Annotated in this window: 16 protein-coding genes; 12 read left to right on the top strand and 4 right to left on the bottom strand. The window is 62.2% G+C overall.

Annotation, left to right across the window (positions count from 1 at the left end):
• Window positions 1–51: 51 nt before the first annotated feature.
• Window positions 52–1,797, bottom strand: a complete 1,746-nt coding sequence (locus J3485_RS22635) for an IlvD/Edd family dehydratase (RefSeq protein ID WP_206956549.1) — start codon at window positions 1,795–1,797, stop codon at window positions 52–54.
• Between the two features lie 411 nt (window positions 1,798–2,208).
• Here J3485_RS22635 and J3485_RS22630 point away from each other — a divergent pair, with 411 nt between their 5' ends.
• The 9 genes from J3485_RS22630 (at window position 2,209) to araH (ending at window position 12,525) form a co-directional block, all read left to right on the top strand.
• On the top strand, window positions 2,209–3,123 hold the full coding sequence (locus J3485_RS22630; RefSeq protein ID WP_242539033.1) for an ABC transporter substrate-binding protein: 915 nt from the start codon (window positions 2,209–2,211) through the stop codon (window positions 3,121–3,123).
• A 23-nt stretch (window positions 3,124–3,146) separates the two neighbouring features.
• Window positions 3,147–4,664: a sugar ABC transporter ATP-binding protein gene (locus tag J3485_RS22625; protein ID WP_206956547.1), complete on the top strand. Its 1,518-nt coding sequence runs from the start codon at window positions 3,147–3,149 to the stop codon at window positions 4,662–4,664.
• Complete coding sequence (locus tag J3485_RS22620; RefSeq protein ID WP_206956546.1) at window positions 4,661–5,704, top strand: ABC transporter permease; 1,044 nt, start codon at window positions 4,661–4,663, stop codon at window positions 5,702–5,704. The genes J3485_RS22625 and J3485_RS22620 overlap by 4 nt, the downstream gene beginning before the upstream one ends.
• A complete protein-coding gene (gene yjfF, locus J3485_RS22615; protein ID WP_206956545.1) occupies window positions 5,701–6,810 on the top strand; it encodes a galactofuranose ABC transporter, permease protein YjfF in 1,110 nt (369 codons plus the stop codon). Before J3485_RS22620 ends, yjfF begins: the two co-directional genes overlap by 4 nt.
• A 21-nt stretch (window positions 6,811–6,831) precedes the next feature.
• Complete coding sequence (locus tag J3485_RS22610) at window positions 6,832–7,758, top strand: dihydrodipicolinate synthase family protein (protein WP_206956544.1); 927 nt, start codon at window positions 6,832–6,834, stop codon at window positions 7,756–7,758.
• Between the two features lie 14 nt (window positions 7,759–7,772).
• Window positions 7,773–8,699 (top strand): Gfo/Idh/MocA family protein, encoded by a 927-nt coding sequence (locus J3485_RS22605; RefSeq protein ID WP_206956543.1) that lies wholly within the window; start codon window positions 7,773–7,775, stop codon window positions 8,697–8,699.
• Window positions 8,700–8,902: 203 nt separating this feature from the next.
• Window positions 8,903–9,907, top strand: coding sequence for an arabinose ABC transporter substrate-binding protein (locus tag J3485_RS22600; RefSeq protein ID WP_206956542.1), 1,005 nt, complete (start codon window positions 8,903–8,905; stop codon window positions 9,905–9,907).
• A 5-nt stretch (window positions 9,908–9,912) separates the two neighbouring features.
• Window positions 9,913–11,496: an L-arabinose ABC transporter ATP-binding protein AraG gene (gene araG / locus J3485_RS22595; RefSeq protein WP_206956541.1), complete on the top strand. Its 1,584-nt coding sequence runs from the start codon at window positions 9,913–9,915 to the stop codon at window positions 11,494–11,496.
• A gap of 33 nt (window positions 11,497–11,529) precedes the next feature.
• The gene (gene araH / locus J3485_RS22590; protein WP_206956540.1) at window positions 11,530–12,525 is read left to right on the top strand and encodes an L-arabinose ABC transporter permease AraH; all 996 of its coding nucleotides are present in this window, start codon (window positions 11,530–11,532) and stop codon (window positions 12,523–12,525) included.
• Window positions 12,526–12,736: 211 nt separating this feature from the next.
• On the opposite strand, the gene J3485_RS22585 is transcribed toward araH, so the two are convergent.
• Complete coding sequence (locus J3485_RS22585; RefSeq protein ID WP_206956539.1) at window positions 12,737–13,060, bottom strand: winged helix-turn-helix domain-containing protein; 324 nt, start codon at window positions 13,058–13,060, stop codon at window positions 12,737–12,739.
• A 336-nt stretch (window positions 13,061–13,396) separates the two neighbouring features.
• Between J3485_RS22585 and J3485_RS22580 the strand changes: the two genes are divergently transcribed.
• Window positions 13,397–13,750 (top strand): gamma-glutamylcyclotransferase family protein, encoded by a 354-nt coding sequence (locus J3485_RS22580; RefSeq protein ID WP_206956538.1) that lies wholly within the window; start codon window positions 13,397–13,399, stop codon window positions 13,748–13,750.
• Window positions 13,751–13,841: 91 nt separating this feature from the next.
• The gene (locus tag J3485_RS22575; protein WP_206956537.1) at window positions 13,842–15,911 is read left to right on the top strand and encodes an NAD(+) synthase; all 2,070 of its coding nucleotides are present in this window, start codon (window positions 13,842–13,844) and stop codon (window positions 15,909–15,911) included.
• 57 nt (window positions 15,912–15,968) lie between these two features.
• On the opposite strand, the gene J3485_RS22570 is transcribed toward J3485_RS22575, so the two are convergent.
• Window positions 15,969–17,738 carry an ankyrin repeat domain-containing protein gene (locus J3485_RS22570; RefSeq protein WP_206956536.1) on the bottom strand — a complete coding sequence of 590 codons (1,770 nt, stop codon included), beginning with the start codon at window positions 17,736–17,738 and terminating at the stop codon, window positions 15,969–15,971.
• Window positions 17,739–18,034: 296 nt separating this feature from the next.
• Window positions 18,035–18,703: a glutathione S-transferase family protein gene (locus tag J3485_RS22565; RefSeq protein WP_206956535.1), complete on the bottom strand. Its 669-nt coding sequence runs from the start codon at window positions 18,701–18,703 to the stop codon at window positions 18,035–18,037.
• Window positions 18,704–18,808: 105 nt separating this feature from the next.
• On the opposite strand from J3485_RS22565, the gene J3485_RS22560 reads away from it, so the two are divergent.
• Window positions 18,809–19,477, top strand: coding sequence for a TetR/AcrR family transcriptional regulator (locus J3485_RS22560; RefSeq protein ID WP_206956534.1), 669 nt, complete (start codon window positions 18,809–18,811; stop codon window positions 19,475–19,477).
• Window positions 19,478–19,744 lie beyond the last annotated feature (267 nt).

Genomic DNA, 19,744 nt, shown 5'->3' with positions numbered 1-19,744 from the left:
GCGCTCACACTTCATATCGATAGCGCTTATACCGCTGCGCCCCTCAATCGCTCAATGCGAATGCGGCGGCACTTCCGCCCCGCGGCATCCGACCAGAAAATCGAAATCGCACCCTTCGTCCGCCTGCAACACGTGATCGACATAGAGATTGCGATAGCCGCTGAGATCGGCCGGATTGCGTTGCGAATTCGTTTCGCGCCACGTCGTCAAACGCCGTGCGAGTTCTTCTTCATCGACGTCGAGGTGCAAGCGCCCCGCCTCGCAATCGAGCTCGATCCAATCGCCGTTGCGCACGACGGCAAGCGGCCCGCCCGCCCGCGCCTCGGGCGCCACGTGCAATACCACCGTGCCGTAGGCCGTCCCGCTCATGCGCGCGTCGGAAATGCGCACCATGTCCGTCACGCCTTGCGCGAGCAACTTCGGCGGCAAGCCCATGTTGCCGACTTCCGCCATACCGGGATAGCCCTTCGGCCCACAGTTCTTCATGACCAGGATCGAATCGGCCGTCACGTCGAGCTCGGGATCGGCGATGCGAGCCTTGTAGTCGTCGAAGTTTTCGAAGACGACCGCACGGCCCCGATGCTGCAGCAGCGATGCCGTCGCCGCCGACGGCTTCAGCACCGCGCCGCGTGGCGCGAGGTTACCGCGCAACACGCATAGCCCGCCGTCGGCGACGAGCGGGTTGACCAGCGGACGGATGACCTCGTCGTTATAGATCGGCGCTTCCTTGCAGTTCTCCCACAGCGAATGCCCGTTCGCGGTCAACGCATTCGGGTGCGGCAACAAGCCGACCTCGCCGAGGCGGCGCAATACGGCCGGCAATCCGCCCGCGTAATAAAACTCTTCCATCAAGAATCGCCCCGACGGCTGAAGATCGACGAGCGTCGGCGTACCACGCCCGATGTGCCTCCAATCGTCGAGTTCGAGCGGCACGCCGATGCGTCCCGCAATCGCCTTCAAGTGAATCGCGGCGTTGGTCGAGCCGCCGATCGCCGCGTTCGCGCGAATCGCATTCTCGAACGCCTCGCGCGTCAATAGCTTCGATAGCCGCAGGTCCTCCAATGCCATTTCGACGATGCGCATGCCCGACAGATGCGCGAGCACGTAGCGGCGCGAATCGACTGCTGGAATGGCCGCGTTGTGCGGCAGCGTCACGCCGAGCGCTTCGGCCATGCAGGCCATCGTCGATGCCGTGCCCATCGTGTTGCAGGTGCCGGCCGAGCGCGACATCCCCGCCTCCGCCGCCATGAATTGGTGCAGCGTGATGTGGCCGGCCTTCACTTGTTCGCTCAACTGCCACACGACGGTGCCCGAACCGATGTCGCGCCCTTCGTGCTTGCCGTTGAGCATCGGCCCGCCGCTGACGACGATCGCCGGCACGTCGCAACTCGCCGCGCCCATCAGCAAGGCCGGAGTGGTTTTGTCGCATCCCGCGAGCAAGACGACGGCATCGATCGGATTGCCTCGAATCGACTCTTCGACGTCCATGCTCGCCAGATTGCGCGTGAACATCGCCGTCGGGCGCAGATTCGACTCGCCGTTCGAGAACACCGGAAACTCGACCGGAAACCCGCCGGCCTCGAACACGCCGCGTTTGACGTGCTCGGCCAGCTTGCGAAAGTGCGCATTGCAAGGCGTGAGCTCCGACCACGTATTACAAATGCCGATGATCGGCTTGCCCTGGAACTCATGATCGGGGATGCCCTGGTTCTTCATCCAACTGCGATACATGAAGCCATTCTTGTCGGCCGTACCGAACCATTGGGCGGAGCGAAGCTTGCGGGGTTTGTCTGTCATTGCTAGATGCCTGTCTTAGGCAGATATAGTAAAACGATTAAAGAAGTCGGTGCAGGGGTCGATCCTCATCGCAGGATGACTTTCCCTACCGTCCGCACCGGCGATGTCCCATATGTTGGCACGATCTTACGCCTTTCCAGGCACTTCTTGTCAGATTGCCAATATAAATAGCATGACTATTTGACTGACGAAGCTGGGGAAAACGCTAATCGATTCGGGTGTTCTTGGTGCCTATAGTATGGCTATTTAGAAAACGGCGCGTCCAGCGGCGAGCAACAGGCCGGTGCGGCGCGCAGTCGCGGTAGTTCGTTCGATGTAGCAAAACCAAGCAAGCACCAAGGACAAACGGAGACAAGCATGGGACGTACGGTACGGTTGGCACTCAACGCATTGCTCGGGGTGAGCCTTGCAATGTCGTTAGTCGTGGATAGCCACGCGCAGGACAAGAAAATCACGCTCGGTTTCGCCCAGGTCGGCGCGGAAAGTGCCTGGCGCACGGCGAATACGGTCTCGATCAAGGAGGCCGCGAAGGACGCCGGTATCAATTTGAAGTTCTCCGATGCACAGCAGAAACAGGAAAACCAGATTCGCGCGATCCGCTCCTACATCGCGCAGAAGGTGGACGTCATCGCGTTCTCGCCCGTCGTGGAATCAGGGTGGGAGCCGGTGCTGACCGAAGCGAAGAAGGCCGGTATCCCCGTGATCCTGACCGACCGCAACATCGATGTGAAAGACAAGTCGCTGTACGTCACGATGATCGGCTCGGATTTCCTCGAAGAAGGGCGTCGCGCGGGCCGCTGGCTCGAAGAGGAATACAAGAACAATCCCGGTCCGATCAATATTGCCGAGCTGCAAGGCACGGTCGGTTCCGCACCGGCGAACGATCGCCATGCGGGCCTGATGGAAATCATCAAGAACGATCCGAAGTTCAAGATCATCGCATCGCAAAGCGGGGACTTCACGCTCGCGGGCGGCAAGCAAGTCATGGAAGCGTTCGCGAAGACGTACGGCAAGCAGATCAACGTCGTCTACGCACATAACGACGACATGGCGCTCGGCGCGATCCAAGCGATGGAAGAGGCCGGTATCAAGCCGGGCACCGACGTCAAGGTCGTTTCGTTCGATGCCACCAAGGGCGGCTTCCAAGCGATGATCGCGGGCAAGATCAACGTCGACGTCGAATGCAGCCCGCTGCTCGGGCCGCAATTGATGAGCGCCGTCAAGGATCTCGTCGCCGGCAAGACGGTGCCCAAGCGCATCGTCACGAAGGAGACGGTGTTCCCCGAGAACGTGGCGGCGCAAGTGCTGCCGACGCGTAAGTATTGATACGCGCCAAGCGAGCGACGCCCATGACCGGCCCCCTCGTACTCGAAACGCTCGGTTTGACCAAATCGTTTCCCGGCGTGCGCGCGCTCGCAGGCGTGGACTTTCGTCTCCACGCCGGTGAAGTGCATACGCTGATGGGGCAGAACGGTGCCGGCAAATCGACGCTCATCAACGTGCTGACCGGCGTTCATTCGCACGATGCGGGCGAGATCCGCATCGACGGTCGGAGCGTTCGTTTTGCCGCGCCGCTCGAAGCCGAGGCGGCCGGCATTCGTACGCTCTATCAGGAGGTCAACCTCTGTCCCAACCTTTCGGTTGCGGAAAACATCTTCGCGGGCCGCCAGCCGCTGCGTCGCGGCGCGATCGATTGGAAGGCGATTCATGCGGGCGCCCACGCGGCGCTCGCGCAATTGAATATTTCGCTCGACGTCACGCAATCGCTCGATACCTACCCGATCGCCGTGCAGCAGATGGTGGCGATCGCACGCGCGGTCAGCGTCGAAGCGCGCGTACTGATTCTCGACGAACCCACTTCGAGCCTCGACGATTCCGAAGTGGCGAAATTGTTCGAAGTCCTACGCAATTTGAAGCAGTCAGGCATCGCGATTCTGTTCGTCACGCATTTTCTCGAGCAGACGTATGCCATTTCCGATCGCATCACCGTCATGCGCAACGGCGAACGCGAGGGCGAGTATCTGGCGAAGGACTTACCCGTCGACGAGCTCGTGCGCAAGATGGTGGGCAACATACCGGTTGCCGGCGAACGCTCGACGTCGAAGGCGCAGGCCGGTTCGGTACCCGTCGGTTCTACCTCCTCGTGTTTCGACATGCGCGGCATAGGCCGGCGCGGCGCCGTGCAGCCGATCGATCTGACACTCGAGCCTGGGCGCATCGTCGGCCTCGCCGGCCTGCTCGGTTCGGGACGCACCGAGACGGCGCGGCTGCTGTTCGGCGCCGACCGCGCGGATACGGGCACGATCACCGTCGACGACAAGCCGATCAAGCTCGGCTCGCCGCGGCATGCCGTGCGGCACGGGATCGCCTATTGCCCCGAAGACCGCAAGAAAGAAGGAATCGTCGGGGCGCTGTCCGTCCGCGAGAACATCGTGCTGGCACTGCAGGCGCGGCGCGGCTGGTGGCGGCCGCTCGGTCGCGCGAAGGAAAAGCGTATCGCCGAACACTATATGAAAACGCTCGGCATACGTGCACGCGACATCGAGCAACCGATCGAACTGCTTTCGGGCGGCAATCAGCAGAAGGCATTGCTCGCGCGCTGGCTCGCGACCGATCCGAAGATGCTGATTCTCGACGAGCCGACGCGCGGCATCGACGTCGCGGCCAAGTTCGAAATCATGGATCGCGTGAAAGAACTGTGTGCGAAGGGGCTGGGTATTTTGCTGATTTCCTCCGAGATCGCCGAGGTGCTGCGCATGAGCGATCGCATCGCCGTGTTGCGCGACCGGCGCAAGGTGGCTGAACTCTCGGGCGACGAGCTCGATGAGCAAGCCGTTTATCGACTCATCGCCGGAGGCCAAACATGATCGCACGCTCGTTGCAGAGGATCGCGCGCCATCCTCTGTTGTGGCCCGTGGTCACGCTTGTCCTGCTGTTCGCGCTCGACGTCGCGCACCGGCACGACTTCCTCGCGATCACGATGCTCAACGGTCACTTCTTCGGTGCGCCGATCGACATTCTCAACCGCGCGGCGCCGCTCGTCGTCGTCTCGCTCGGGATGACGCTCGTGATCGCCACCCGCGGCATCGACATCTCGGTGGGCACCATCGTCGCCATCGCCGGCGCCACCGCGGCCATCCTGCTGGCCGGCAATCCGACCCACATCGGCATCGCGCTAGCCGCGGCGCTCGGCGTCGGTTTGCTGGCCGGCGCATGGAATGGCTTGCTCACCGCATTCGTCGGCATGCAGCCGATCATCGCGACGCTGATCCTGATGGTTGCCGGGCGCGGTGTCGCGCAGTTGCTGACAGCCGGTCAAATCATCCCGATCGGCGCTCGCGACTATCTTCGGCTCGGCGACGGTTTCCTGTTCATGGTGCCGTGCGCCGTTTGGATCGCGCTGGCCGTTCTCGCCATCACGTCGCTGCTCGTCAATCGCACGGCGCTCGGGCTGCTCGTGCGTGCGATCGGCGTCAATCCCGTCGCGGCACGGCTCGTCGGCTTGCGTTCGAACGCGATCGTGTTCGGCGTCTACGTGTTTTGCGGGTTGACCGCGGCGATCGCCGGCATCCTGATCAGTTCGAACGTGCGCAGCGCCGACGGCAACAACGCCGGGCTGCTGCTCGAACTCGACGCGATCCTGGCCGTCACGTTGGGTGGCACCTCGCTCGACGGCGGGCGTTTTTCGCTCGCGGGAACGGTGCTCGGCGCGCTCATCATTCAAACGCTCACGTACACCACGTACTCGATCGGTGTGCCGCCCGAGGCGACGCTCGTGGTCAAAGCGGTCGTCGTGCTCATCGTCAGCGTCATTCAGTCAGCGCGTGCGCGCAACCTGCTCGCTCGGCTCGCCATGCGGCTTGCTGCGTCCATCTCTTCCACCCGCGCCCGGCCGGAGGTGCAATGAGCGCATTGATTCGCCGTCTTCTCGATCCGCGCACACTGCCGATCGTCGTGACGATCGCGTTGTTCGCGGCCCTGTTCGGCTTCGGCTCGTTCATGTATACGGGCTTCGGATCGCTGCAAGTCCTGTTGGGGCTGCTCGTCGATAATTCGTTCCTGCTCATCGTCGCCATCGGCACGACGTTCGTGATTTTGTCGGGGGGCATCGATCTGTCGGTCGGGGCCGTCGTCGCTTTCACCACGATCGTTTGCGCGGTCGGCGCCGAGCATTGGCACTGGCCGATCTGGGCCGTTGCCCCGCTCGTGCTCGCTATCGGCGCGGCCTATGGCGCCGCAATGGGCGCGCTGATCCATTATCTGAAGCTGCAACCGTTCATCGTGACGCTCGCGGGCATGTTTCTCGCCCGCGGCGCATGCTTTCTCGTGACAACGCAATCGATCACGATCGACGAACCTTCGTTTCATGCGGTGGCCGGTTACAGCTTGCAAATCGGCAGCGGCACGCTGACCGCGGGTGCATTGATCGCGCTCGGCGCGCTGGCCGTTGCGATCTACGTCGCGCACTTCACGCGCTTCGGACGCAACGTCTATGCGCTCGGCGGCAATGAAAAGTCTGCACTCCTAATGGGTTTGCCGGTGGCCCGCACGAAGGTCGGCGTTTATGCGTTGGGCGGCCTGTGCTCGGCGCTGGGCGGCCTCGTGTTCACGCTCTACGTGCTCTCGGGCTATGGCTTGCAAGGACAAGGCATGGAGCTCGACGCGATCGCTGCCAGCGTCATCGGCGGCACGTTGTTGACGGGCGGCGTAGGCTATATCGTCGGCTCCGTCTTCGGCGTGGGCGTGCTCGGCACCATTCAAACGCTGATCACGTTCGACGGCACGCTCAGTTCGTGGTGGACGCGCATCGTGATCGGCGCCCTGCTCTGCGTGTTCTGCCTGCTGCAGCGCGTGATCGAACGGCAAGCGGCGCGCCGCAAGTCGAACGGCTCGGGCCTCGGCAATACGACGGCCCGCGACGGCGCGAAGCGCGACGTCGACGATGGGCAAAGCGGCGCCGCCCCTCTCGGTTTGCGTGCACGCCTCGCGCGGCTGCCGCGCATGCATGGATAGTTTTTATTAGGAGTCCGAATAGTGACCGCATCGACCCGCCCCTTCTCGGGCGTATTCCCCGTCGCCCCCACGCCGTTTACCGAAACGGGTGAACTCGACCTCGACGGCCAGCGCCGCGTACTCGATTGCATGATCGACCAGCGCGTCGACGGCATCTGCATCCTCGCGAACTACTCCGAGCAGTTCCTGCTGACCGATGCCGAACGCGACGTGCTCGTCGACCTATGTTTGACGCACGTGGCCGGCCGCGTGCCCGTCATGGTGACTTGCAGCCATTTCAGCACGCAGATCGCCGCCGAACGCGCAAAGCGCGCTGCCGACGCCGGTGCGAGCATCGTCATGGTGATGCCGCCGTATCACGGGGCAACGCTGCGCGTCGACGAAAGCGCAATGTTCGATTTCTTCGCCCAGATTGCGGCGACGGCAAACGTGCCCGTCATGATTCAAGACGCGCCGCTCTCGGGCGTGACGTTGAGCGTGCCGTTCCTCACGCGCGTCGCGCGTGAACTGCCGCTCGTACGCTACTTCAAGATCGAAGTGCCGCAAGCGGCGGCTAAGCTGCGTGCGCTGATCGCGGCCGGTGGCGCGGCGATCGAAGGCCCGTTCGACGGCGAGGAAGCGATCACGCTGCTGCCCGATCTCGACGCGGGCGCAACCGGCACGATGTCGAGCGCGCTGCTGCCCGATTTGATCCGCACCGTGTTCGACGATCACCGCGCAGGCCGACGCGATGAAGCGCGCGCGGGCTATGCACGTATCTTGCCGCTCATCAACTATGAAAACCGCCAATGCGGATTGCGAGCGACCAAGACCGTCATGAAGGAAGGCGGCGTCATCAAGAGCGACGCCGTTCGTCGTCCGCTGGACGCGCTCTCGCCCGCCACACGGGCCGAATTGCTCGAACTGGCGCACGAGGCGCAGCCGCTTGCGCTGCGTTGGGGCCTGTGAGTGCCGAGGTAGAGATGAAAAAGATTTCGATCGCGCTCATCGGTATCGGCAAGATTGCCCGTGACCAACACCTGCCGGCCATCGCGGCCGATCCACGCTTCGACCTCGTTGCATGCGCAAGCCGCAATGCAAAGGTGGACGGCGTACGCAACTATCCGACGCTGGAGGCATTGCTGGAGGCAGAGCCCGGCATCGAGGCCGTTTCGCTGTGCGCACCGCCCCAGCCGCGCTTTGCCCAGGCATGCACGGCGCTTGCCGCCGGCAAGCACGTCATGTTGGAAAAGCCGCCGGGCGCGTGCTTGAGCGAAGTACGTGCGCTCGAGGAGATGGCCCTCACGGCGGGACGGACGCTATTTTCGAGTTGGCATTCGCGATACGCGCTCGGTGTCGAGGCCGCGCGCACGTGGCTTGCCACTCAGGATCTGCGTGCCGTGCACGTGCGTTGGAAAGAGGACGTGCGACGCTGGCATCCGGGTCAGGAGTGGATTTGGGAGCCGGGCGGGCTCGGCGTGTTCGATCCGGGCATCAACGCCCTATCGATCATCACGCGCATCCTGCCGCGCGAGATCGCGCTCGTCTCGTCGACGCTCAGTATCCCCTCGAATCGGCAGATGCCGATCGCCGCGGATCTGCGGTTGACCGATACGGCGGGCGTGCCCGTGCACGTGGAGTTCGACTGGCGCCACGGCCCGCGCGAGCAATGGGAGATCGAGGTTCGCACTGCCGACGGCGCAATGTTGCTTTCGCAAGGCGGTAACCGCTTGACGATCGACGATCGCGAAGTCGCGCTCGGCGCGGTGCATGAATACCCGGCGCTCTATAGCCGCTGGCACGACTTGATCGGGCGCGGCGAATGCGACGTCGACGTGCGGCCGCTGAGTCTCGTTGCCGATGCGTTCTTATTGGGGCAAAGGGAGCGCGTCGAAGCGTTCGTCGAATGAGTTCCGTCGCCGGGGCGCTGCGCAAGACGGGTGCTTGGGTTTCAGTACTCGCTTGCGCGGCCAAACCGAACGCTACCTGATATTCCGGTTTTGTGTGTTCCCGCGATGCGCAGGATACATGCATAGATATTTAGTACTACTAAGTAATTGATTCAATGGGAATCATCACACGGTCCACGCAGACCGACAAGAAGGAGACTAGTATGACCAGCAAGCTTCGCCGCTTCACGTTGCGCGCCACCTTGGCCGCCCTTATAGCCGCTCCGCTCGCGGTTTCGTTCGGCGTCCACGCCGACGAGCCTCTGAAGATCGGCTTCCTCGTGAAGATGCCCGAACAGGCATGGTTCATCAACGAGGAGAAAGCGGCCACGGCGGTCGGCAAGAGCGAAGGATTTGCCGTCGTCAACATCGGCACGCCCGACGGCGAGCGCGTGCTCAGCGCCATCGACAACCTCGGCGCCCAGGGCGCGAAGGGCTTCGTCATTTGCGCGCCCGACGTTCGGCTCGGACCTGCGATTCAAGCACGCGCGAACAAATACGGCATGAAGTTCGTAACCGTCGACGACCAGCTCGTCGATTCGTCGGGTAAGCCGCTGGCCGGCGTGCCCCACCTCGGCATGTCCGCGTTCAAGATCGGCAATCAAGTGGGCCAAGCCATCTCCGACGAGATGAAACGTCGCGGCTGGAATCCCGATGAAGTGGGCGCGATCCGCATTTCCGACTACGAACTGCCGACGGCCAAGCTGCGCACCGACGGCGCTACGCAAACACTGCTCGCGAACGGCTTCAAGAAGGAGAACATCTTCGACGCGCCGCAAAAGACGACCGATGACGAAGGCGGTTTCGTCGCATCGTCGCCCGTGCTGTCCAAGCATCCGAACATCAAGAAGTGGGTAATCTTCGCGCTGAACGAAGAGTCGGTGCTCGGCGGCGTGCGCGCGACCGAGCAGTTGCACATTCCTTCGTCCGACGTGATCGGGGTTGGCATCAACGGCGCCGGCGAAGCGTTTGCCGAGTTCCAGAAGAAGGAAGCGACGGGCTTTTACGGCACGATCGCGGTCAGCTCGACGAATCACGGCAAGGAAAGCGCCGAGAACCTCGTCCAGTGGATTCGCACGGGCAAGGAACCGCCGGCCGACACGCAAACGACGGGCAAGCTGATGACGCGCCAAAACTGGCTCGACGTGCGTAAGGAACTGGGGATCTAAACGGCATGCATGACGCGAACGACATCCATTCGGAGCACGCCGTGCCGCCCCCGAGTGTATTGACCACGCCCTCGCGTAGGGACGCGGCCAACGATGACACGCCCTCGCCTTACCTGCAACTCGAGGGCATCACCGTTAGTTTTCCCGGGGTGCTTGCGCTCGATCGTGTGTCGTTCGCGGTACGTGCCGGCGAGGTGCACGGCCTGATGGGCGAGAACGGCGCCGGCAAATCGACGTTGTTGAAGGTGCTGTCGGGTGTCAACGTGCCGCAAGCGGGTACGTTGACGCTCGGCGGGGTCGAGCAGCATTTCTCCGGAACGAAAGCGGCGATCGAAGCAGGTGTCGCCATCATCTATCAGGAACTGCATCTCGTTCCCGAGCTAACGGTTGCCGAGAATCTCATGCTCGGCCAACTGCCGAGCCGTCTCGGCGTGCTCAGCGAACGCGCATTGATCGAGCGGGCGGCCGACACGCTCGCACGGCTCGGCGAGCACATCGATCCGCGTGCGCAAGTGAAGCATCTCTCGATCGGGCAGCGCCAAATGATCGAGATCGGCAAAGCCTTGATGCGCGATGCACGCGTGATTGCCTTCGACGAGCCGACGAGTTCGCTCTCGGCCCGCGAAACGAAACAGTTGTTCAAGATCATCAACGGGTTGCGCCAGGAAGGCCGCGCGATCGTCTACGTCACGCACCGCATGGACGAAGTCTACGAGCTATGCGATCGCGTGACGGTGTTCCGCGACGGCCATTCGATCGAAACGTTCGAGGCGGTCGACGGCCTCGAACGAGACCGCTTGATCAGCTCGATGGTGGGCCGCTCGATCCAAGACGTCTACGGATACCGGACACGCACGCTGGGCGAGATGCGCATCGAAGCGAAGTCGCTGCTCGGCCGTGGCCTGTCGGAGAGCGCCTCGTTCGGTGCGCGCCGCGGCGAGATTCTCGGCTTCTTCGGGCTCGTCGGCGCGGGCCGTTCGGAATTGATGAAGCTAGTTTGCGGCGCGGTCAAGCCGAGCGAAGGCCACATCGAACTCGATGGCCGCCGCATGCGCTTCTCGACCCCGCGCGACGCCGTGCGCGCAGGCATTGCGCTATGCCCTGAAGATCGCAAGCAAGAAGGCATCGTCGCGATCGCATCCGTTGCCGACAACTTGAACATCAGCGCGCGCCGCCATTCGAACTTTGCGCGCTGGCTGCTCAACGATCGGCGCGAGCGCGAGTTGACCGACGAGTACATCGGAAAACTGTCGATCAAGACGCGCGACGGCACGACACCGATCGGCAAGCTCTCGGGCGGCAACCAGCAGAAAGTCATCTTGGCGCGCTGGCTCGCCGAAAAAATCGACGTATTCGTCATGGACGAACCGACGCGCGGCATCGACGTCGGCGCGCGCGCGCAAATCTACGAGTTGCTGTACGGCCTTGCCGAGGCGGGGCGCACGGTGTTGCTCGTATCGAGCGATCTCGCCGAAGTCATCGGCGTGTCCGATCGGATCATCGTCATGAAGGAAGGCCGTATCGTAGGCGATCTACCCAAGGCGCAAGCGAGCCCCGATCAATTGATCAAGCTGGCATTGCCGCAATGAATCATCTGCACTGAACTACGGATTCACGACACCATGCAACAACCTCAAAGCTTTTCGCAAACCACCGCGCACGGGCCGGCAGCTTACGCGGCCAGCGCCTGGCGACTGGTCAACAAATCCGGCATCGTCATGGTGTTCGCGATTTTGTTCGTCGCCCTCTGCTTCACCGTGCCCGACTTCATGACCAGCCGCAACATGCAGGGCCTGCTGTTGTCGGTAACGCTGATCGGCTCGATCGCGGTGACGATGATGTTCGTGCTCGCGCTCGGCGAAGTCGACCTGTCGGTGGCGTCGATCGTCGCGCTGTCGGGCGTCGTCGCCTCGACGCTGATCACCGCGACGCACAGCGTCCTGCTCGGCGTCGCCGGCGGCGTCATTGCCGGCGGTGCGGTCGGGCTCTTCAATGGCGTGCTGGTTGCGCGCTATCGCATCAATTCGCTGATCGTCACGCTGGCCATGATGGAAGTCGTGCGCGGGCTGGCCTTCATCGTCTCGAACGGCGACGCGGTCATGATCTCCGAAGAGCGCTTCTTCGATCTCGGCGGCGGCTCGTTCCTCGGCATCTCCTATCCGATTTGGAGCAACATAGTCGGCTTCGTCGTGTTCGGGTTCATCTTGCGCAAAACGGTGTTCGGCAAGAACGTTCTTGCCGTGGGCGGCAACGGCGAAGCAGCCCTGCTCGCGGGCTTGCCCGTGATGCGCATCAAAATCCTCGTGTTCGTGCTGCAGGGGCTCGTGACGGGTTTCGCGGGCGTCATGCTCGCGTCGCGGATGAGCCTAGGCGATCCGAAGACGTCGGTCGGATTGGAGCTCGGCGTGATCTCGGCTTGCGTGCTCGGCGGCGTGTCGCTCACGGGCGGCGTGGCGACGATCTCGGGTGTGCTGGTGGGCGTGCTGATCATGGGCTCCGTGCAAGACGCGATGAGCCTGCTCAACGTGCCGACGTTCTATCAGTATTTGATCCGTGGCGGCATTCTCTTGCTCGCAGTGCTCTTCGATCACGTGCGCCGCACGCGCAGCGTGCGTTGAAAGCGAGATTGGGTTCGATTTAGTCGGAAGATACGTATTCAACGGCGTACCGGGCGCAACACCGCCCGGCCGCCCTGCTTCTTTGCAGTTGATGTGTGTCGCGATGTTGTTTGTTTTCTGTCTGACTCCTGTCTGACCAGCAGTTTGGCCGAACCTTGTGTTCGGCCTTTTTTTTACGTGCTTTCGGTAACTGGACAGAGGCCGCCCGATATCAAGGCTGCAGAAGCGCGGTCAGGGCAGCGATTTGCGTCGCACAGTTTCGCCGCGCTCGATCCTCGATATCGCGATAAACGCGAATGATCTTTTCGCCCACGGGCGTGAGCGTACAGCCGCCGCCGTTCGCACCGCCTTGCTCGGACAAGGTTGCGGGCGAGGTCAAAGAACGATTGAGTTCGTCGAGCAGCATCCAGGCGCGTCGATACGACATGTCGAGGCTCCGCGCCGCGGCGGAAATCGAGCCGTGCTCGCGAATCGCCTCGAGCAGCGCAACCTTGCCTGGCCCGACCGCAACCGTTTCGCCTATGCGGACGCGCATCCGGAAACTCACTTGCGGTAGATCGGAAGCTGTGCGTTTTAAATGGGTGCGAGGGTTCGTCATGCGCGAAAGCATACACGAACGCATGCTTTGCTTGAAAGCGTACCCATTCGGAACTGCGCGGCGCGGCAACTGGCAAATTTCGGCCTACGCTATATTTTTCTGTATATTACGGTGCTTGTATAAGCCACGAGTCGGCGAATGCCTCGCATTCTCTTTGGCGACAAGTGGCTCAATCGGCAGAGGGGCGGTGCCGGCTCGGAACAACGAAACCAGCGTTGCCGCGCCCGTCCGAGCCCGGCAGAATCATACTTCTCGGTCAACACAAGCTGAATCATGACACGTGCCTCGAACCCTCCGATTCTCCTTTTCTCCTACGGCACCCTTCAGGACAAGGCCGTGCAGTTGGCGAATTTCGGTCGCGAACTCTCTGGAAGACCCGACGCCATGATGGGATACGAACAGGCCTGGGTCGAGATCAAGGATCCGGAGGTGGTCGCCACGAGCGGCAAGACACACCATCCGATCATCCGCCCATGTGCCGATGCATCGAGCGCGATTTCGGGCATGGTGTTCGAGATCACCGCAGAGGAACTGGAAGCGGCCGATCGTTACGAGGTGGCGGACTACCGGCGTGTCAGCGTCAAGCTCGAGTCGGGCGCCGAAGCGTGGGTGTATGTGAGCGTCTAGCGGTCGAATTCAGATGCGTTCGATTCCGTGATCTGCTATCAATACGCGCATGGGCGCCCGCCCGCCGTTTCGACCGCAAGGATGTTTCGCCATGACAGATGGGCCGAGCTTTTTCAACCTGTATCGACACAACTTCGCCCGCATCGCCGTGGCGGTGCCCAGGACGCACGTGGCCGATCCGTCGTCGAACGCCAAAGAGACGATCGCACTGATGCGCGAAGCCGATTCGCGCCATGCGGCCTTGACGCTGTTTCCCGAACTCGGGCTCTCGGCATACGCGTGCGATGACTTGTTCCAGCAGCGCGCACTGCTCGACGCCTGCCTCACCGCACTGAACGACGTAGTCATCGCCTCACGCGACATCGAGACCGTTGCGATCGTCGGCTTGCCGCTCGACATCGATGGTTTGCTGTTCAACTGCGCGGCCGTCGTGCACCGCGGACGGATACTCGGCCTCGTGCCGAAAACCTATCTGCCGAATTACCGCGAGTTCTATGAATCGAGGCAGTTTGCGCGAGGCGATCGCTTACTGAGGGATTCGATTGCGCTGTTCGGGCAATCCGACGTTCCCTGCGGCGGCGCTTTGCTGTTTCGTCTCGAGCAACAACCGCTGTTGACGTTCCATATCGAAATTTGCGAAGACTTATGGGTGCCGGTGCCGCCGTCCTCGTTTGCGGCATTGGCCGGCGCAACCGTGCTGCTCAACCTGTCCGCATCGAACGTGACCGTCGGCAAAGCCGATTTCCGCCGCGAACTCGTGGGCGGTCAATCCGCGCGATGCCTTGCCGCCTATGCCTATAGCGCGGCCGGCTATGGCGAATCGACGACGGACTTGGCTTGGGACGGACACGGCGTCGTCTACGAAAACGGCAATCTGCTTGCGCAAACGCAGCGCTTTCTCGATGCGCCTCAATGCCTCGTTGCCGATATCGACCTCGACCGGTTGATCAGCGAACGGATGCGCCAAACGACGTTCGGCGATACGGCCCACACGCATCGCGACGCGTGCGCGCGCTTTCGGACGATCTCGGTGCCCGCCGTTCTGCCGCGCACGATTCGCCTTCCGCTCGAACGCACGTACGAGCGGTTTCCTTACGTGCCTTCGAATCCGGCGCTGCGCGACGAACGCTGTCGCGAAATCTACGACATTCAGGTACAGGGGCTCGTCACGCGAATGCGTGCCGCCAAGGTATCGCGGCTCGTGATCGGCGTATCGGGCGGGCTCGATTCGACGCAAGCGCTGCTTGTTTGCCTACGTGCCGTGGCTGCGCTGAAACTGCCGTGCACGGCGGTGATCGCCTGCATCATGCCCGGCTTCGGCACGAGCGAGCGCACGCTCGATCAGGCGCGCCGCCTCGTGGCTGCACTCGGATGTGAAGCGCGCGAGATCGACATTCGCCCTAGTTGTCTGCGTATGTTCGAAGACATTGGGCACCCGTACGCAAACGGCGAGCCTGTGCACGACGTGACGTTCGAAAACGTGCAAGCCGGCGAACGCACGAATCATTTATTTAGGATGGCTAATCAATACGGGGCGCTCGTCGTGGGCACGGGCGATCTCAGCGAGTTGGCGCTCGGGTGGTGCACCTACGGCGTGGGCGATCACATGTCGCATTACGGTGTGAATGCGAGCGTGCCGAAGACGTTGATTCAATACTTGATTCGCCGCAGCGCGCAATGGGGCACGCTGAACGATCAAGCAAGCGCTACCTTGCTCGACGTGCTCGACACGGAGATCAGTCCCGAGCTGATTCCGGCCGGCGAGACCGGCGCGATTCAACGGACCGAAGACACGGTCGGTCCTTACGAATTGCAGGACTTCAATCTCTACTATCTGTTGCGCTTCGGTTATCGGCCATCGAAGGTTGCGTTTCTCGCGTGGTCCGCTTGGCATGATGCGACGCTCGGATCATGGCCGGATCTGCCCGAGGAGGAGCGGCACGCCTACGACATCGGCACGATCAAACGCTGGCTTGGTGTGTTTTTGCAGCGGTTCTTCGGCGGTCAGCAGTTCAAGCGCAGTTGTTTGCCCAATGGGCCGAAAGTTGGCTCGGGCGGCTCGCTGTCGCCGCGCGGCGATTACCGCGCGCCGAGCGATTCGACGGCAAGCGCTTGGCTTGCGGAGCTCGAGGGCGTACCGAATGAGGATGGGGGTGTTTAGCTTGAATAGAACGCGCACTGAAATCGGGCATCCGCCTGATTCAACTGCCCCCCAGCTTCACGAAGCCCGGCCAGCGCCGATCTTGCTCCAGATGATTTCGCTCTCTTTCAGCGCCTTGAGGGTCAGTTTGTAGTCGCTTTTCGAAGCCCGCGACGTATCTGACGACTCGAGGTACGTGCGTGCCGTCTTTCCGTCTTCGGCCTTGATGGTCGGGTTCGCACCGGTCGAGAGAAGCGCGCGCACGAGGCTGACGTCGCCGCGCGAGGCGGCCACATGAAGCGCCGTGTTGCCGGTTCGCGAGTCGCGCGCGTTGACCTCCGCGCCCGCGCTCACCAACGCTTCGACAACCACCCGCTTGCCCGACAATGCTGCGTAGTGCAGCGGCGGATAGCCCCGCGCATCGGGAACATTGGGCTCTCCTCCCGCCGCGAGCAGTGCGGCGGCAACGTCCGAGTAACCGTTCGCTGCCGCTACGTGCAGCGCAGACAACCCATCGCGATCGGCAACGTCGATTTTCACTCCCGCAGCAGCCAGGGATCGGGTCAGCTCAGCCTCCCCCGCGGCCGCGGCGATATGGATGGCGTTCCACCCATATGTCGGGTGCGTCCACTCGGCATCCAGGCTACCGCGCGCCACAGCCTCGCGCAGCGCGCCGACATGCTGCCGACCGACGCGCGGGTTGCTCATCTTCATTTCCTGCATCAACCGGCCTTCGAATGAGGCGAAATACATCCCCTCTACCGCGGCGAGATTTGCGGCACGCATCAACTGTTCGGCTTCGCTTTTCAACTGGTCGTTGCGTGCCTTGTACTCGGCGCTGTTGAGCGGGGGATGCGTCTCGACGGGCAGTTTGCCGCCGTTGTGTGCATCGAGTTTGTCGAGCACGGCGTACCGGTATTCGTTGATCGACGCATGCGCTTCGCGCAGTGCGGGCATGTTCGCTGCCAGATGGGTCTGCATCGGCAGCCACGAAGCGAGAAAATCGCGAAGCGGCTTTTGGTCGTTCTCCTTTTCGCACCGAACGATACGGGCGCCTAACGCGCGAATCGCCGACTCGTTGAAATCGCGCGAATTCGCAGCGACACCGGTTCCGATTCCCACTGCCGGCGGAACCGGTAGGCTCAGTGACGTTCGCAGCAGATCTCGCGCGTAAAGTATGCCTTCAGCGGTTTCGTCTTGGAGCAAGAACGTCGGCCCTCGGCGCTTCGCAACATAGTCGTCAATTTCCGAGAGCCGATACATGCCTCGCCCGACTGCGAAAACCTGTGCGCCATCGTATTGCCCGCTCGCGGCGCGATGCACCTCTTGGGCCGTTCTGACCTGCTGCCACATCAGGAACGCGCGGTCGTCGCAATCCCTCAGTCCTTCTTTCATCTGATCTATGCACAGCCCAAGCAGATGCGGGTCATCCTCCATGTCTGCTTTCAACTCAGCCAGTTCCTTGCGGAACGTGGCCAGCGCCCGGCCGCCCAAATGCCCGGTGATACGCTCCGACCACGCTTCGAGCGTGTTTTCCTCGTCAGCATCCAACTGCCGGCCGGGCTCTTTCTCCTCGTAGACGGGAATCGCGCCGCGCGTCGGAAGGATGTGCGCTGGAATCGACGGTCGCGCGACTGCGTAGACTTCAGCAAGGTCGACGCCCATTTCAGACGTAGGCTGCGCTTCGCCGGTGTGCATCGGCGCCGCGCGGCTAGCCGACGATGAGGATGCCGTCTCCGCTGCGCGATGCGCCTGCTCCGATGCGACGAGCGCCGATGACGGCACCGCCGCGCGTCGTGGCTGCGCCGATGACTCGCCGCGCTCATGCGTCGCGCCCCGTATGTTCAACGCCGATAGCATTCCTGACGTTACGCCGCGCAATCGCGAGCGAGGCGGCATTGGCGGACGCTGCGGTGTGCCCGTGGCAGACGATGGGGCGTTAGTGGCCGGCTCCGGAGCGGGCGCCGAGCGAAGTGGATTGACGGGGCTCATGGGTAGTCTGCCGCTTGAGAATGATGCAGCGATCGTAGTGCGTCGAGCACGCGCTGCACGCGATCTGGAGCGAAGGCTGTTGCCCTGCGGCGAACCGAATTGATTTTGGCGAAGATTTCACGAATCCCGACCGCGCACTACCCCGCCCCCCCCTACTGCGCAAACGCATACGGCCCACCCTTCTCCAACGCGCGCCGATAAGCCGGCCGCGCATGAATGCGCTCGAGAAACGCACCGATCGTCGGATACGCCGCCGCGGGACCACGTTGCATCGCCGCTTCGAGCGGAAAGCTCATTTGAATGTCGGCCACGCTAAACGAATCTCCGACGAACCAGCCACTGCGTTCAAGCGCCTTGGCGACATAGCCAAAATGCAGCGCCAACTGCGGATCGACGAAACCCGCCTGCAATGAAGCCGCGATCTTGCGCGCAACCGGCTTGATGAAAAAAGGCATGCGCGCATTGGCAATGCGCAACGCCACGAGCTTGAGCAACAGCGGCGGCATGGCCGAGCCTTCCGCATAGTGCATCCAATAGCGATAGCTTCGATACTCGGGCGTCCCGTGCTCGGGCACGAGCGTTCCGTTGCCGTATTGCTCGGCGAGATACTCGAGAATCGCACCCGACTCCGCCAGCGTGAGCGGGCCGTCGGTAATGACCGGCGATTTGCCCAGCGGATGAACCGCGCGCAGCGTCTCGGGCGCCAGCATCGTTTGGGGATCGCGCTCATAGCGCTCGACCTTGTAGTCGATGCCGAGTTCTTCGAGCATCCAAAGCACACGCTGGGATCGCGAATTGTTCAAGTGATGGATGGTCAGCATGATATCCGGCAAAAAGGAAAGGAATTGAACGTGATCGCGCAGCCACCGCTTCGCAATGCGACCCTTATGTTTCCACTGGAAACACGGAGGAATGTATGAGAACATGTGACCATTGTCAACATAGATGCCCTCTACGGAATGCACACCTCGGCAAACTCCTTCGAAAAACACACCTATCACCATGGCGATCTCAAGCGTGCACTGCGCGCAACGGCCAGCACGCTGATGGAAGAAAGAGGTGTCCACGCCGTGAGCCTGCGGGAAATCGCGCAAGCGGCGGGCGTCAGCCATACGGCCGTCTACCGCCATTACGCCGACAAGGAAGCGCTATTGGCCGATCTCGCGGAATCGGGCTTTCGCGAGTTGCACGAAACGATGCAACGCGCCGTGCGCGCCGCAAAGAGCGGTCCCGTTCGGCAATTGCAGGCGATCGGCTTGGCGTACGTGCGGTACGGCGTGCGGCAACCCCACGTGCTGCAGTTGATGTTCGGCGGCATCATCGCCGACCGGCAGTCCTATCCCTCACTCATCGAAGCAGGCGACGCGTTGGCGCGGGTGCTAGCCGACGTCGTCAAGGCCGGACAAAGCGCGGGCGTGTTCCGATCGACAAAGACGGAGGACCTGACATTGACGGCGTGGTCGCTCGTTCACGGCTTGACCCTACTGATCTGCGGCGGGCAAGTGCGTGGCGCGCAACAACCGGCGTTGGTCGAACGCGCCGCGCGGCGAAGTGTCGCCCTGCTCATCGAAGGCCTGATGCGCACGGAGCGATGATTCCGTCATCCGTTTTCTTTCGCGCAGGCCGCAGCAGCCCGTCGGGACACGCCATGCACGCTTCGCGCGCGGGCATCGGGCATCCCATCGCTTAACTGCCTAACCGCCTAAGAGACGTTTAGGCAGTGCTTCAGTCGTGCTCAAGCGCTCAATTGAAAGCAAATTGAAATAATCACACTAAACGTCTAATGCGAACGGTTCGCATTAGTATTTGCATTTCCACTTTTACTAAGTACAATTCGTTCCCAATCCGCGTAACGCTGCGTG

The organism is Trinickia acidisoli (assembly GCF_017315725.1).
Classification (GTDB): Bacteria; Pseudomonadota; Gammaproteobacteria; order Burkholderiales; family Burkholderiaceae; genus Trinickia; species Trinickia acidisoli.
The sequence above is the reverse complement of the archived record's forward strand: the minus strand, read 5'-3'. Positions and strand labels throughout refer to the sequence as shown.